Raw genomic sequence first — 15,312 nt, 5'->3', positions numbered from 1 at the left:
CGCCGAACGGCATCGAACTGCGGGGAATATCTCGAAACGATTGTACCGAGCGGCCTGTGTCGGACTGACAGCTTGCGCGGCTTACCATCGCCCGCGTCCTACAAGCCCGGAGGTTGAGTGAGCTTTCGTCCCGCCCCGCGACTGCGCGTGATCGCGCTTGCAGTCGCCGTCAGTCTGGTTCCGGCACTGGGCCTCGCGCCCGCGCCGGCCTTCGCCGCCGGCCAGACCGTGCCCGGCGCCACCCAGGTCCGCAGCCTCGAAGGCATCACCGAATACCGGCTGCCCAACGGCCTGCAGGTGCTGCTGATGCCCGACGCGTCCAAGCCGACGACCACGGTCAACCTCACGATCCGGGTCGGCTCGCGCAACGAGAGCTATGGCGAAACCGGCATGGCCCATCTGCTCGAACACCTGATGTTCAAGGGCTCGACGCACTACGCCAACCCCGGCGCCGAATTCATCAAGCGCGGCATGCGCTACAACGGCTCCACCTGGTTCGACCGCACCAACTACTTCGCGAGCTTCGCGGCCGACGACGGCAACCTCGACTGGTATCTCGGCTGGCTGAGCGACGCGCTGGTCAACAGCTTCATCGCCAAGCGCGACCTCGACAGCGAGATGACCGTCGTGCGCAACGAGATGGAGATGGGCGAGAACAGCCCCGCCAACATCCTCGAAGAGAAGGTGCTGTCCACCGCCTACGACTGGCACAACTACGGCAAGAGCACGATCGGCGCGCGGGCCGATGTCGAGAACGTCAACATCCCGCACCTGCAAGGCTTCTACCGGCGCTACTACCAGCCCGACAACGCCACGCTCATCGTCAGCGGCAAGTTCGACAGCGCCCGCACGCTCGCGCGCATCTCGCGCAGCTTCGGCGTGATTCCGAAGCCGAAGCGCACGCTGGAGCCGACCTGGACGCTCGACCCGACGCAGGACGGCGAACGCAGCGTGACCCTGCGCCGAGCCGGCGACACGCCCATCCTCATGGCCGGCTACCACGTGCCGGCGGGCAGCTCGCCCGACTTCGCGGCGGTGGAACTGGCCGCGACCATCCTCGGCGGCCCGAGCCTGCGGCTGCACCGCGCGCTGGTCGAGACCGACCTCGCGGCCGAGACCGACGAGGGCGTGTATTCGCTGGCCGAGCCGGGCTATGCGCTGTTCTCGGCCACGCTCAAGAGCGACCAGAAGCCCGAGGCCGCGCGCGACGCGCTGCTCGCCACCATCGAGGGCGTGCGCAGCCAGCCCTTCACCGCCGAGGAACTGGAGCGCGCGCGCAACCAGTGGCTGCGCAGCTTCGAGCGGCTGACGGCCGACCCCGAGCGCGTGGGCGTCGAGCTGTCGGAATTCGTCGCGCTGGGCGACTGGCGGCTCGCCTTCTGGCGCCGCGACGGCATCCGCAACGCGAAGCTCGTCGACGTGCAGCGCGTGGCCGAGCAGTACTTCGTGCAGAGCAACCGTACCCTCGGCCAGTTCGTGCCCACGACCGAGCCGCAGCGCGCGCCGGCGCCCGCGCGCGTGGACGTGGCCGCCGAACTCAAGGACTACAAGGGCGACGCGGGCGTGGCGGCCGGCGAGGCCTTCGACCCGAGCCCGGCCAACATCGGCGCGCGCACCGAGTTCACGACGATCGCCGTGGGCGACGGCGCGCCGATGAAGCTCGCGCTGCTCGACAAGCGCACGCGCGGCCAGAAGGCGGTGGTGACGATCGGCCTGCGCTTCGGCGACGAGAAATCGCTGTTCGGCCAGGACGTGCCGGCCGCGACGCTCGGCATGCTGCTCGGGCGCGGCACGGCGCGGCTCACGCGCGAGCAGCTCGCCGCCGAGTTCGAGAAGCTCAAGGCGAGCTGGAAGGTGTCGGCGACGAGCGAGGGCGCGGTGTTCACGCTCCAGGTCGAGCGCGCCAACCTGCAACCGGCGCTCGCGCTCGCGGCCGAGGTGCTGCGCAGCCCGCGCTTCGACCAGGCCGAATTCGATCAGGCGCGCGGCGCCGCCATCGCCGGCCTCGAAGCCGCGCGCAACGACCCCGAGGCGCGCCTGAGCGAGCGGCTGGAGCGCGAAGGCAATCCCTATCCCAAGGGCGATGTGCGCTACGCGATGAGCACCGACGAAAGCCTCGCCGAACTCAAGGCCGCCAGGCTCGACGACGCGCGCGCCTTCCACCAGAAGTTCTTCGGCGCCTCGTCGTCTGTGGTGGCGGCCGTGGGCGACTTCGACCGCGCCGAACTCAAGGCCCAGCTCGGCCAGCTGTTCGGCGACTGGAAGAGCGCGACGCCCTACAGCCGCGTGTCGCGCCCGGTGTACGACGTGCAGCCGTCCGACTTCCGCATCGACCTGAAGGACAAGCAGAACGCCGTGCTCATGGCCCAGCTGCAACTGCCGCTGGCCGAGACCGACCGCGAATACCAGGCGCTGCGCCTCGCCACCTTCATGCTCGGCACTGGCGACGGCTCGCGGCTGTGGGACCGCATCCGCGAGAAGGAGGGGCTGAGCTACGGCGTCGCGGCCTTCATGGCCGGCGGCCAGTTCGAGCCGCATGCGACCTGGGGCGCGCAGGCGATCTTCGCGCCGCAGAACACGGCCCGCGTGCGCAAGGCCTTCGACGAGGAGGTCGAGCGCGCCCGCCGCGACGGCTTCACGCCGCAGGAACTGCAACGCGCCAAGGCGGCGATCCGGCAGGCGGCGGCGCTGTCGCGCGCGCAGGACGGCAGCCTCGCCGGCGTGCTCGTGTCGCTGGAAGAGCGCGACCTGCGGCCCGACTACCTCGACCGCGTGCAGACGCTGCGCGACGGCATCACGCTTGACGAGGTGAACGCGGCGCTGCGCAAGTCCATCGAGCTGAAGCGGCTGGTGATCGGCGTGGCGGGCAGCCTGCCGCCGCAGTGACGCGCTCGCATCGTGGCCTGCCGTCCGTCCGGTGGAATCGACCCGCCGGACGGCAGAAGGACGTCGGGTAGGACATGCGAATCTAGGTCAAATTCCTTGGATTCTCCCGATGTACTCACTGAGCGCCGAGATCGCGGCGCTGTTCGCGCAGATCGCGCTGGACAATCTCGCGGTCCGTTTTCCCTGGCAGTCGGATCTGGTCATGCTCGGCGCCGACGAGCCGCGCGATCCCGCGCGCCTGCATCCGGCCTTCCACGGCGCCGATGACTGGGCCAGCTGCGTGCAGATGCACTGGCTGCTCGTCGCCCTGCTGCGGCGCGATCCAGCCTTGCCGCTCGCGCGCGAGATGCACGCCTGGCTGGACGTCCGCCTGACCGCCCGGAACATCGTCGGTGAACTGACCACGCTCTGGCATCCGGCGCGCCACGACTTCGGCCGTGGCTGGGGCTGGGCCTGGATGTTTCGTCTCGCCACCGAAGTGCAGCGGCTGGCCCAGAGCAAGCTTTACGCACGACCGTGGAACGACGCGCTCGCGCCGCTGGCCGACGAGCTGGCCGACCGGCTCAAGCGCTGGCTCGCCCATGTCACCTGGCCGCTGCGGGAAGGCGGCGAGGGCAACAGCGCCTTCCTACTGCTGAGCGCGCATGAATGGGCCGGCGCCGTCGGCGACAGCGCGCTGTCGGCGCTCATCCGCGATCGAAGCCTTGCCTGGTACGGCACCGACCGGCTCTATCCGGCGCGCTTCGAGCCGGGCGGCGAGGACGTGCTCTCGCCCGGGCTGATGGAGGCGATGTTGATGCGCCGCCTGCACGGCGGCAGTGGCGAATTCGCGGCCTGGTGGCGCGAGTTCTGCCCGCGCGGCGACGACCTCGTGTTCTGGCTCCATCCGCCGCATGTGGCCGACGGCCCCGATGCGCGTGTCGCGCGGCTCGACGGCCTGCTCATGTCGCGTGCCTGGTGCCTGCGCAGCCTCGCGCGCGACGTGGGGCCGCAGGCAGAACTGTTCGCCCGCGCGGCCCAGGTGCATCTGCATGCGGCGATGCGCCGGCTCGATACCGACAGCCGTCTGCGCAGGCGCTGGGGCGCCGGCTTCGGGCTGCTGGCGCTGTCCGAACCGATCGTCGACCCGGCCAGGCTCGCGTCGGGCGGGCTGCGTCGCGTGGTGGACCTGGGCGTGTGAGCGGTCCCGGCGGGGCGGCGCCGGGGTCGCGCCTGACGACAGCCTGGGCAGGCCGCGTCGCCTGACCGCCGAGCCCCGGCCCGGCGCCGATCAGCCGCCGCTCGCCTTGCGCGTCATCGCGATCAGGTCGAGATGGTCGGTCGAGGTGCCGACATCGCGGTTCATCGAGCTGCGCGAGTTGAGCTTGATGTTCAGCCGCAGATCGTTGACCGAGTCGGCATTGCGCAGCGCGTCCTCGTAGCTGATGCGGCCTTCCTCGTACAGGTCGAACAGCGCCTGGTCGAAGGTCTTCATGCCCAGCTCGCGGCCCTTCTTCATCTGCTCCTTGATCTCCGAAACCTCGCCCTTGGCGATCAGGTCGGAGATGTAGGGCGTGTTGAGCATGACCTCGATCGCCGCCGCCCGGCCCTTGGTGTTCTTGAGCGGGATGAGCCGCTGCGACACCATCGCGCGCAGGTTGAGCGACAGGTCGATGAGCAGCTGCTGGCGCCGCTCTTCCGGGAAGAAGTTGATGATCCGGTCGAGCGCCTGGTTGGCGCTGTTGGCGTGCATCGTCGCGAGGCACAGATGGCCCGTTTCGGCGAAGGCCACCGCGTGCTCCATCGTCTCGCGCTCGCGGATCTCGCCGATCTGCACCACGTCGGGCGCCTGACGCAGCGTGTTCTTGAGCGCCACCTCCCAGCTGTCGGTGTCCACGCCCACCTCGCGCTGCGTGACGATGCAGTTGCGGTGCGGATGCACGAACTCGATCGGGTCCTCGATCGTGATGATGTGGCCGTAGCTGTTCTCGTTGCGCCAGCCCAGCATCGCCGCCAGCGTCGTGCTTTTGCCCGAGCCCGTGGCGCCCACCATGATGACCAGCCCGCGCTTGGTCATCGCCACGTCCTTCAGCACGTCGGGTAGCTGCAGTTCGTCGAAGGTCGGGATGCGCGTGTTGATGACGCGCAATACCAGCCCGACCTTGCCCTGCTGGATGAAGGCATTGACGCGGAAGCGCCCGATGCCCGTCGGCGAGATCGCGAAGTTGCACTCGTGCGTCTGCTCGAACTCGGCCGACTGCTTGTCGTTCATGAGCGCGCGCGCCAGCTCGATCGTGTGCTGGGCCGTCAGCGGCTGGTTCGACACCGGATGCATGCGCCCGTCGATCTTGAAGGCGGGCGGGAAATCGGCGGTGAGGAAGAGGTCGGAGCCCTTTTTCGTGACCAGCAGCCGCAGCAGGTCGTGGACGAATTTGGTGGCCTGTTCGCGTTCCATCTCTTGTTCTTTCAGGTCGAGGAGTGAGCCCGCGTCAGCCGGGGAAGTTGTCCTTGTTCTGCGCCTTGGTGCGCGCCTCGGACGGCGAGATCACGTTGCGCCGCACGAGGTCGAGCAGGTTCTGGTCGAGCGTCTGCATGCCGAGCGACTGGCCGGTCTGGATGGCCGAGTACATCTGCGCCACCTTGGCCTCGCGGATCAGGTTACGGATCGCCGGCGTGCCGACCATGATCTCGTGCGCCGCGACGCGACCGTTGCCGTCCTTGGTCTTGAGCAGCGTCTGCGAGATGACCGCGCGCAGCGACTCCGACAGCATCGACCGCACCATGTCCTTCTCGGCCGCCGGGAACACGTCGATGATCCGGTCGATCGTCTTGGCGGCCGAACTCGTGTGCAGCGTGCCGAACACCAGGTGGCCCGTCTCGGCGGCGGTCAGCGCGAGGCGGATGGTTTCGAGGTCGCGCAATTCGCCCACCAGGATGATGTCGGGGTCTTCGCGCAGCGCCGACTTGAGCGCGTTGTTGAAGCTGAGCGTGTGCGGCCCGACCTCGCGCTGGTTGATCAGGCACTTCTTCGACTCGTGCACGAATTCGATCGGGTCCTCCACCGTGAGGATGTGCCCGTACTCGTTTTCGTTCACGTGGTTGACCATCGCGGCGAGTGTCGTGCTCTTGCCCGAACCGGTCGGGCCGGTGACGAGCACGATGCCGCGCGGCTGCATCGCGATGTCGGTGAAGACCTTGGGCGCGTTCAGATCCTCGAGCGAGAGGATCTTGGTGGGAATCGTCCGCATGACGGCGGCGGCGCCGCGGTTCTGGACGAAGGCATTGACCCGGAAGCGCGCGAGACCGGGAATGGCGAACGAGAAGTCGCACTCCAGGTTCTCCTCGTAAAACTTGCGCTGCGAGTCGTTCATGATGTCGTACACCATGCCGTGCACATCCTTGTGCTCCATCGGCGGCAGGTTGATACGACGCACGTCGCCATGGACGCGGATCATCGGTGGCAGCCCGGACGAAAGATGCAGGTCGGAAGCCTTGTTCTTGACCGCAAAAGCCAGCAGTTCGGAGATATCCATCAGTCGCAGCGCCGGGCAGGCGTGAAGTGAAACAAATTATGTTGTCGATATTCCAGCAGTGGCAAGACACCGGAAACCGCGTGAAGCAGGCCGCGCTCGCGGCGGGGCGCGAACCGTCGGACGTGATGATCCTCGCGGTTTCCAAGACCCAGCCGGCCGAGTCCGTCATCGAGGCCTGGCGCGCGGGCGCGCATGGCTTCGGCGAGAACTACGTGCAGGAAGCGGAAAGCAAGATTGTCACCGTGCGGCGCCTGCTCGCGGATGAAATAGGTCATCGCCTCCCCGGCAATTCGGCGATTCCGGCCGGTATCGGCGCGCCGCAATGGCATTTCATCGGCCCCCTGCAGAGCAACAAGACCCGCACTGTCGCCGAATTGTTCGACTGGGTGCATTCCGTCGAGCGCTTGAAGATCGCCGAGCGGCTGTCGGCCCAGCGGCCCGCGGGTCTCGCGCCGCTGCAGCTGTGCGTGCAGGTGAACGTGAGCGGCGAGGCGAGCAAGAGCGGCGCCGCACCGGCCGAGGCGGGCGAGCTTTGTCTTGCGGTCGCGCGGCTGCCGAATGTCGAGTTGCGCGGACTGATGGCCATTCCCGAACCCGAGGCCGATCCGGCGCGCCAGCATCGCCCCTTCGCCGCATTGCGAGCGCTTGCAGGCGACATCCGCGCGCGGCTCGCGGTCGAACTGCCCGAGGCGGCGGCGCGCTTCGACCAGCTGTCGATGGGCATGAGCGGCGACCTGGAGGCTGCGATCGCCGAAGGCGCGACGATCGTGCGCGTGGGCACGGCGATCTTTGGCGCGCGGGCTGCGAAGGCGGCGCCGGGCGCTTGAGCCGGACGCTGGCGGGCGGGACGCGAGCGCGCCGCGCGGCCTGACCGGCAAGCGCGTTGCGAGGCGGACGCGCGCCGCCAATTCCCGACCGCCGTGCCCGGACATCGCGCGCCGTCCGGCCTACACTGCATCGCAGCAACCCGAACAAGAGCCTCAGAGCCCGAAGGAGCATGCGCGATGCCCAACCGCCTGGCCCACGAAACCAGCCCCTACCTCCTCCAGCACGCCGACAACCCGGTGGACTGGCATCCCTGGGGGCAGGAAGCCCTCGACCTCGCCGTGGCCGAGAACAAGCCGATCCTGCTGTCGATCGGCTACTCGGCCTGCCATTGGTGCCATGTCATGGCCCACGAGTCGTTTGAAGACGCCGACACGGCGGCGCTCATGAACCGCCTGTTCGTCAACATCAAGGTCGACCGCGAGGAGCGGCCCGATCTCGACGACATCTACCAGCACACGCTCCAGCTCATGACGCGCCGCGCCGGCGGCTGGCCGCTCACCGTGCTGCTCACGCCGGCCCAGGTGCCGTTCTTCGCGGGCACCTACTTCCCGCCCGAGCCCCGCCACAACCTGCCGTCCTTCCGCGAGCTGCTGACGCGCGCCGAGCAGTTCTTCCGGAGCAAGCCCGAGCAGATCGCCAAGCAGGCCGCCGCGATCCGCGCCGCGCTCACCGCCGGCAATCCGCAGGCGCCGGCTGTCGCGCCCGTGTGGACGCGCGAGCCGATCGACGCCGCCGTCGAGGCGCTGCGCCCGCGCATCGACAGCGTGAACGGCGGCTTCGGCAACGCGCCCAAGTTTCCGCAGCCCCACCTCATGGGCTTCCTTCTGGAGCCGCTGCCCGAGGCGATGCTGCATGCGCTCGGCAAGATGGCCGAGGGCGGCGTGTACGACCACCTCGGCGGCGGCTTCTTCCGCTACTCGGTCGATGCGCACTGGACCATCCCCCACTTCGAAAAGATGCTCTACGACAACGGCCCGCTGCTCGGGCTGTATGCCGAGGCCTGGACGATGACGGGCGACCCCGCCTTCGCGCGCGTCTGCGACGAGACCGTCGGCTGGCTGCTGCGCGAGATGCGCGCGCCCGACGGCGGTTTCTTCTCCGCGCTCGACGCCGACTCCGAGGGCGAGGAAGGCAAGTTCTACGTCTGGACGCCGGACGAGATCGCCGCCCTCGTCGAGCCGGGCGAGTTCGCCGTGCTGCGCCTGCATTACGACCTCGCCGGCGAACCCAATTTCGAAGGCGCGCACTGGCATCTGCGCATCGCAATGCCGCTCGACGCGGTGGCGCGCCAGCTCGGCATCGACCTCGGCGACGCGGCGGCGCGGCTGGCCTCGGCGCGGCGCAAGCTGTTCGCGGCGCGCGAGCAGCGCGTGCGCCCGGGCCTCGATGACAAGATCCTCACCGCGTGGAACGGGCTCACGATCAAGGGGCTGGCGAAGGCGGCGCGCGTGTTCGGCCGCGCCGACTGGCTCGCCGCCGCGCGGGGCGCGATGGACTTCCTGCGCGAGCGCGTGTGGGTGGACGGCCGGCTCTACACGAGCTGGAAGGCCGGCGTGCCGCGCCACAATGGCTATCTGGCCGACTACGCCTTCGTCGTGGACGCGGCGCTGGAATTGATGCAGGCCGGCTTCCGGCGCGTCGATCTCGACTTCGCGCTTGAGCTTGCCGATGCGCTGCTCGCGCGCTTCGAAGACAAGACGCTCGGCGGCTTCTGGTTCACGAGCCATGACCACGAGCGGCTGATCCATCGCGGCAAGCCGGCCGACGACAGCGCGATTCCCTCGGGCAACGGCATCGCGGTGCTCGCGCTGCAAAGGCTTGCAGCGCTCACCGGCGAGATGCGCTTCGCCGATGCGGCACGCCGTGCGCTCGCGCTCTTCCACGACCCGATCGCCGAGGGCGGCCAGCACATGCCCTGCCTCACGACCGCGCTCGGCGAGTTCGTCGATCCGGTGCGCACCGTGGTGCTGCGCGCGCCGGCCGGGCAGGAAGCCGAGCTGGCGCGCTGGCAGGCCGAGCTGGCCCGGCGCTGGCTGCCGCACACGCTGGTCGTCGCGCTCGGCGCGGGCGCAACGCTCGAAGCGGGCGCGGCGGTGGAGAACAAGGCCGACGCCGGAAGCCGAGCGGCCGAGGCTGCGCTGCCAGCCACGCTCGACAAGCCGCTCGGCGCGGGCGCGCAGGCCTGGGTCTGCGAAGGCGCGCTGTGCCGGCCGCCCGTGGATTCGCTGCCGGCGCTGGTGGCGGCGCTGGGCAGTGCGGCCACGACCGGCAGTGCCCCGACGCCCTGGTAGCCGGTGGCCGGCCGTGTGTCGGCATCGCCGGCGAGCGGGCATCGCGGCAGCAACCTTGGCCGGCATGGGCTGACGTCATCAGCGGCCCGGGGCCTCGCCGGGTGATCCGGCGCCAGCCCGTCGAGCCGTGGCTTCACCTCGCCTTGCGTCAGCTGCTGGCGAGGCCGTCACGCCCCGAGCGAAGATGGATCCGGCCGCGCCCGCGGTTGTTGGCCCGATACGGGCGCGACGACGTGGCGCGATCCGATCGCACGTCCGCTTCCCTCACGACGAGGCCCGTCATGACCGACCCCCGTTTCTTCACCCTTCATCACGCGCCGCAATCGCGCTCGACCGGCGTGCTCGGCCTGTTGCACGAGCTTGGCCTGGTCGAGGGGCGCGACTACCGCATCCGCCTGCTCGACCTCAAGTCGGGCCAGAACCGCGAGCCTGGTTTCCTGTCGATCAATCCGATGGGCAAGGTGCCGACCATCGTCCATGCCGGCGCGGTCGTGACCGAGCAGCCCGCGATCTACCAGTACCTGGCCGAGTTGTTCCCCGAGGCTGGCCTCGCGCCCGCCATCGGCGATCCGCTGCGCGGGCCCTTCCTGCGCTGGCTCGCGTTCTACGGTTCGTGCTTCGAGCCGGCACTGGTCGATCGGGCCCAGCAGCGCACGCCGGCACCGCCGGGGATGTGCCCCTACAGCGACTTCGACACCATGTATGACAGCTTCGTGCGCCAGCTCGCGCGCGGGCCATGGATGCTCGGCGGCCGGTTCAGCGCGCTCGACATCCTCTGGGGTTCGGCGCTGGCCTGGACGCTCAGGTTCGGGCTGCTGCCCTCGTTGCCGGTGCTGACCGACTATGTCGCCCGCGTCGCCGCGCGTCCGGCAGTGCTGGCTGCGCAGGAGCAGGACGCACGCCTGCTGGCCGAGGTCGAAGCCTGGCGCGCCGGCCGTGCGGCCAAGGGCTGAGGCGGGACGGCGAGACCGCCGCCACGGTGCGGGCGCGCAAAAAAACGCCGCGTCGGGCAGGCCCGGCGCGGCGCAGTCGGAGGTACACACGGCTCGATTCTGCGAGCCGGGCCCGCCACGCAAACGGGAAAACATCCCGGGCATTTCTCGGTAGTTACCCGCTTCGGGTTTGGGCGGAGCGGTTGCTTCGCCCGGGCCGATGGGTGCAGGCGGATCGTGTCAGCGCAATGCCGGCCCGACGATCACGAGCGCGATCACCAGCACGCCCAACGCGAGATTGACCGTCACCAGCACGCGAATGCGCGCGAGCGCGGCGGCACCCGCCGGCCATTGCCGCTCGGCCACCGCCCGTACCAGACGCGGCCAAGCCGACAGCCGGATCACGCCGAAGATGGCCGTCATCACGCAGCCGATGCCCAGCATCGCGTGCACGCTCCAGTGCAGTTGGGCCATGCCGGCCGGCAGCGCCATGCCCAGGCCGCTTGCGAACAGCAGCACGATCGCCGCCGTCACCCAGTTGAAGAAGCGCCCGAGGGCATCGGCCATGAAGCCGAGCCGCGCCGGCGGCTCCAGCCGCGCGACGGCGGCGGGCCGTACCGCGAAATGCATGACGGTCATCCCGCCGATCCAGACGATGGCGGCGAGCAGGTGGACGAGCAGGAGCAGGGCGTGGGGAAGCATGGTTGCGCGCGGAGGAATGGTTGTGTTGGCGGGGACTGCGCCCGGGTTGTGCCGCAGATCGCGGGCGCTGTCGAGCGTGGCGGGTGGGCTCAGCCGCGCGCCACGCGCCGGGGCGCGCGGCCGCCGGGGGCGTCGTCGTGCGCGCTCGTGCCGGGCACGCGGGCCGGGGCGGTGTCGGCGACGCTGCCTTCGATGACGCCTTCGACGCCGGCGCCTTCGGCGGTGGCGGCGCGGGCCGCGTCCGCCCCGGCCTTGCGCAGTGCGAGCGCGCCGACGGTCAGGCCGTCGGGCAGGCCGGTGATGCCGGCGGCGCGCAATTCGGCGGCTGAACGCGCGAGCGCGGCGGGGTCGAAGCCGGGCAGGGCGGCGTCGAGCCCGAGCCAGTCGGCGAGGCGGCGCGGGCTCGGGATGGTGAGGCGCATGCGCGCGTCCTCGTGACGCGCCGGCGCGTCGCTGAGGTCGAAGCTGAGCAGCAGCAGGCCGCCGGGGCGCAGCAGGCGCAGCGCCTCGCGCAGCGCGGCGGCCGGATCGGCGAGGTGCTGGAGCACCGACAGCAGCAGCGCCACGTCGAAGCTCGCGTCCGGCGCGGGCAGGGCCGGCAGCGCGGCGGCGCGCGGCACGAGGCCGAGCCCGGCCGCCCAGCCGAGAAAGCGCCGGGCGGTGGCGGCATCGGCCTCCCAGCCGTGATCGCGGTCGAAGCCGGTCACGCGATGGCCGGCATGCGCGAGCCAGGGGCCGAGCGCGCCGCGTCCGCCGCCGAGGTCGGCGATGCGCAGCGGCGGCGGGGCGGCGCGGGCCGGTCCGGTCGGCGCGCGCGGGGTGGCGGGGCGGGCGCCGCGGCCGTCGTCGCCGTGCGCGTCCGCCCGCGCGAAGGCGTCGATCGCGTCGAGCGCGAAGGCGTATTCCCAGTGCTTGGTGGCGTGGATGTGGCAGCCGGTGACGGGATGGCGCGCATGGCCGTCGGCGTCGGTCACGAGGCCGAAGGCGCGCGCGATCGCGGCACTGGCGTCGAGCGGGCGTGCGGCGTTCCAGGCTTCGGCGCGCAGCAGGCGGGGGGCGACGAGCGGACCGTCGCGGTCGGCGGCGCGGTGGCTGTCCGCGCGGACCACGGCATCGGGGCGGGTGCCGGCCGCGTCGGCGGCGCGGGTGAGGGGGGGGGCCGTGGCGCGGGGTGTCGGCTCGGCGAGGCGGGCGAGCACGGCCTCGGCCACGGCGGCGGGCGCGAGGGCCTGCATGCAGGCCGGCGTGGCGAGGCCGCGCGGGCAGCGGCCGAGCCAGTCGGGCGTGCTCCACCAGCAGGGCGCGCAGACGCCGGCGTCGAGATTGAGATTGCCGGCATGGCCGAAGAAGGCGCGGTCGGTCGGCCCGAACAGCACGACCGCGGGCGTGCCGAGCGCGCTGGCGGCGTGGACGAGCCCGGATTCGCCGTCGATGTGCAGTTGCGCGCCAGCCAGCACCTGGAGCGCCTCGGCGAGGTCGGCGTGGCCGAGCAGACAGTCGTCCACGCCGGCGATGCGGCGCGCGGTCGGGCCGCCGATCTGCACCAGGCGCAGGTCGGGGCGCGCGGCGCGCAGACGGCGCACGAGGTCTTCCCAGTGGCCGAGCGGCCAGCACTTCACGGCCTCGCCCGGACGCAGGCCGGTGCCGGCGTCGAAGCCGTCGTGCAGCGTGATCCAGGGCCGGCCGTCGGCGGCGAGGCGCTGGCGCGGGCCGGCGCGGCGCTCGTCGAGGGCGAGCGCGAGCGGGGCGGCGAGGATGGCGCGGGCGGTGGCGGCGCCAGCGCCCGTCGGCATGCCGGTCGGCACGGTGTCGGTGCGAAGGTCGGCGCCAAGGTCGGCGCGGGAGTCAGCGCGCAGGTCGGCCGGGCAGGCGGCGCCCGCGGAAGCGTCGTCGCCGCTGGCGGGCGCCGGGTCGAAGCCCGCCGTCCACGCGAGCGCGGTGGCGCGGTCGCGGCCGGCGGCGAGGTTGAAGCGCGCCCAGTAGCCGTCGAGCTGGGGATGGCGCGCGACCAGGCCGCGCACGCCGGCGATGCGCTCGGCCGAACGCGCGATGAGCGCGGCGAGCGCCGGATGGCTGGCGCGCCAGCGCGCGGCGTCGTCGGCGAAGCGCGCGAACTGGTCCAGCTCGACGCGCAGGCCGGCTGCGCGCGGCCAGTCGGCGAGCGGGCGGGCGTCGGCGAGCAGGCCGCGTCCGCCGAAGGCGAGCCGCGCGAGTTCGGGCCGGTCGTTGTAGGTCGTGACCGGGCCGAAGCCGGCCAGCGCGCGGATCGCCTCGGCCACGCGGGCGCAGAACAGCAGATCCCCAAGGCCGCCGCCGAGCCGCACCGCGAGGGCGACGGGCTCGGGCGCGACCTCGCCTTGCCGCGCTGGCGCTGCCTCGCGCGGCGCCATCTGCGATGGTGCGGGCCGTGCCAGCGTCGGTGCCGGTGCCGGTGCCGGTGCCGGCCCGCCGTTGCCCGATCGCGCCAGCCCCGGCGCGATCCGCGCGAGCCGGGCGGCGACCGTCGCTGGCGTCAGCTCGCGCAGGCAGGCGAGGTGGTGACCGCAGTCGCGCCGGCCCCAGGCGCCGGCGCGGCAGTCGGGTTCGCAGGGCAGGCCGGCGCTGATCGCGTGCATCGCGGGCCAGGGCATGGCCTCGCGCGCCGGGCTGGTGATGCCGAACACGCCCAGCGTCGGCACGCCGAGCGCGGCGCCCAGATGCATGAGGCCGGAGTCGTTGGCGAGCAGGGCGCCGCAGCGCGCGAGCCGGCGGGTGGTCTCGACCAGCGGGCGCGGCGCGGTCAGGTCGGTGACGTGCGCGGGCCAGCGCGGCGGGTCGGGCGCGAAATAGGCCGCGCCCGCGTCGTCGTCGGCCGCCGTGCCCAGGCGCAGCACCCGCGCGTAGCCCTCGGCCACGGCGGCATGGCCGTGCCAGCGCTTCCAGTGCCAGTCGGGCTTGCAGCCGGCGTGGATGGCCAGTGCGCCGGCATCGACCTCGCCGGGCGCGGCGCGCAGGCCGGGCGCGAGCGGCGGCAGCGGCAGCGGCGCGGTCCAGCCGAGTTCGCGCGCGATGTCGGCGCAGCAGCCGGGATCGCCGTCGCGCAGCCAGCGCCCGCGCGCGGGCAGCCAGCGGCGCGCGGCCGGCAGCCGGCTTGCAAGCGTTTGCGCCCAGTACGAGAACACGGCCAGCGCGGGCACCGGCAGGCCAGGCGGCAGCGGAATGGCGCCGTCCTTGAGCAGCGCGCGCGGCGCGGCGAACACGCGGTCGATGCCCGGCGCGCCCTCGAACAGCGCGGCGCAATCGGGCCAGTCGGCCGCGACCAGCAGATCGACGCGATACCCGGCCGCCGCGAGCACCGGCGCGAGCGCGGCCCAGCGCAGCACGTCGCCGAGCCCGCCCGCGAGCGCGAGCAGGGCACGCGGGGCGGGGGCGGCGGCTTCGGGCGCGACAACGCCGGGCGCGCCGGCCGTGCGGCCCGCGCCGTCGATCGTCGCGGCGCCCGTCCCCGCCGCCATCGCGTCGATCGCCGCCCGCGTGCGTGCCACCAGCGCCTCCAGCCGCTCGCGCGGCACCGGCGTCCACCAGGCGTTGCGCGTGTCCTTGCGGCTCGAATTGCCCGCATGCACGCTCGCCACGCACAGCGCCGGCTCGTCGAGGTCGATCACCTGCTCCGGGCGCGCGGCCCAGACGAAGGCGTTGTCCTCGCCGATGTCCTGCTCAGGAAAGCGCTGCCGCGCCCAGTAGGCGCGCCTGAACATCAGCGTCGCGCCGTACACCCAGGGCCGGCGCGGCCCCTGATAGCGGTACTCCCAGGCGCCCGCGCCATCCACCTCGCGGAAGAACACGCGGCTCGTGCCGCACAGCTCGGCGCGCGGCTCGGCGTCGAGCGCGGCCAGCTGGCGCCGCAGCCGGTCGGGCGCCTGCCAGTCGTCATCGTCCCAGTGCGCGAGCAGCTCGCCGCGCGCCGCCGCGCAGGCGAGGTTGCGCTTGGCGCCCAGCCGCAGGCCCGGCGGGCAAGGCACATGACGGATGCGCGGGTCGGCCCGCATGAGCTCGACCACCTCGGGCGGCACGCCGTCCTCGCTCACGACCACGAGTTCGGCATCGGCCACATCCTGGGCGCGGAACTGCGCGATCGCCGCCGGCAGCAGCGCATGCCGGTTGCGCGTGGGCATGAGGCAG

9 protein-coding genes are annotated in these 15,312 nt (G+C 72.0%); 5 read left to right on the top strand and 4 right to left on the bottom strand.

All coding sequences use genetic code 11. The features are described from left to right. The first annotated feature begins 117 nt into the window (after positions 1-117). Both B9P64_RS03195 and B9P64_RS03190 read left to right on the top strand, forming a co-directional pair. Positions 118-2,886, top strand: a complete 2,769-nt coding sequence (locus B9P64_RS03195; protein WP_139826116.1) for a M16 family metallopeptidase — start codon at positions 118-120, stop codon at positions 2,884-2,886. Between the two features lie 109 nt (positions 2,887-2,995). After that, positions 2,996-4,066: a DUF2891 family protein gene (locus B9P64_RS03190; RefSeq protein WP_051378022.1), complete on the top strand. Its 1,071-nt coding sequence runs from the start codon at positions 2,996-2,998 to the stop codon at positions 4,064-4,066. Between the two features lie 90 nt (positions 4,067-4,156). On the opposite strand, the gene B9P64_RS03185 is transcribed toward B9P64_RS03190, so the two are convergent. Further along, positions 4,157-5,320: a PilT/PilU family type 4a pilus ATPase gene (locus B9P64_RS03185; protein ID WP_028310508.1), complete on the bottom strand. Its 1,164-nt coding sequence runs from the start codon at positions 5,318-5,320 to the stop codon at positions 4,157-4,159. 34 nt (positions 5,321-5,354) lie between these two features. Then, complete coding sequence (locus B9P64_RS03180) at positions 5,355-6,398, bottom strand: type IV pilus twitching motility protein PilT (RefSeq protein WP_028310507.1); 1,044 nt, start codon at positions 6,396-6,398, stop codon at positions 5,355-5,357. A gap of 38 nt (positions 6,399-6,436) precedes the next feature. Between B9P64_RS03180 and B9P64_RS03175 the strand changes: the two genes are divergently transcribed. From B9P64_RS03175 to B9P64_RS03165, 3 genes are all read left to right on the top strand, one after another. Further along, a complete protein-coding gene (locus B9P64_RS03175) occupies positions 6,437-7,225 on the top strand; it encodes a YggS family pyridoxal phosphate-dependent enzyme (protein ID WP_051378020.1) in 789 nt (262 codons plus the stop codon). A gap of 177 nt (positions 7,226-7,402) precedes the next feature. Continuing rightward, positions 7,403-9,517 (top strand): thioredoxin domain-containing protein, encoded by a 2,115-nt coding sequence (locus B9P64_RS03170; protein WP_051378018.1) that lies wholly within the window; start codon positions 7,403-7,405, stop codon positions 9,515-9,517. Between the two features lie 281 nt (positions 9,518-9,798). Then, a complete protein-coding gene (locus tag B9P64_RS03165; protein ID WP_028310505.1) occupies positions 9,799-10,470 on the top strand; it encodes a glutathione S-transferase family protein in 672 nt (223 codons plus the stop codon). 219 nt (positions 10,471-10,689) lie between these two features. On the opposite strand, the gene B9P64_RS03160 is transcribed toward B9P64_RS03165, so the two are convergent. Further along, complete coding sequence (locus B9P64_RS03160) at positions 10,690-11,151, bottom strand: CopD family protein (protein ID WP_034410458.1); 462 nt, start codon at positions 11,149-11,151, stop codon at positions 10,690-10,692. Positions 11,152-11,240: 89 nt separating this feature from the next. Further along, positions 11,241-15,305: a glycosyltransferase family 9 protein gene (locus B9P64_RS03155; protein ID WP_176256703.1), complete on the bottom strand. Its 4,065-nt coding sequence runs from the start codon at positions 15,303-15,305 to the stop codon at positions 11,241-11,243. Positions 15,306-15,312 lie beyond the last annotated feature (7 nt).

Origin of the sequence: Derxia lacustris, assembly GCF_002105195.1 — a bacterium.
Lineage (GTDB): Bacteria > Pseudomonadota > Gammaproteobacteria > Burkholderiales > Burkholderiaceae_E > Derxia > Derxia lacustris.
Note: the sequence above shows the minus strand (reverse complement) of the source record. Positions and strands in the feature narration are given on the sequence as shown.

What these genes read in the sequence shown, in the direction of transcription:
- B9P64_RS03190 (WP_051378022.1), top strand. Translation starts at nt 2,996, where the DNA reads ATGTACTCACTGAGCGCCGAGATCGCGGCGCTGTTCGCGCAGATCGCG.
- B9P64_RS03185 (WP_028310508.1), bottom strand. Translation starts at nt 5,320, where the DNA reads ATGGAACGCGAACAGGCCACCAAATTCGTCCACGACCTGCTGCGGCTG.
- B9P64_RS03155 (WP_176256703.1), bottom strand. Translation starts at nt 15,305, where the DNA reads ATGCCCACGCGCAACCGGCATGCGCTGCTGCCGGCGGCGATCGCGCAG.
- B9P64_RS03160 (WP_034410458.1), bottom strand. Translation starts at nt 11,151, where the DNA reads ATGCTTCCCCACGCCCTGCTCCTGCTCGTCCACCTGCTCGCCGCCATC.
- B9P64_RS03170 (WP_051378018.1), top strand. Translation starts at nt 7,403, where the DNA reads ATGCCCAACCGCCTGGCCCACGAAACCAGCCCCTACCTCCTCCAGCAC.
- B9P64_RS03180 (WP_028310507.1), bottom strand. Translation starts at nt 6,398, where the DNA reads ATGGATATCTCCGAACTGCTGGCTTTTGCGGTCAAGAACAAGGCTTCC.
- B9P64_RS03165 (WP_028310505.1), top strand. Translation starts at nt 9,799, where the DNA reads ATGACCGACCCCCGTTTCTTCACCCTTCATCACGCGCCGCAATCGCGC.
- B9P64_RS03175 (WP_051378020.1), top strand. Translation starts at nt 6,437, where the DNA reads ATGTTGTCGATATTCCAGCAGTGGCAAGACACCGGAAACCGCGTGAAG.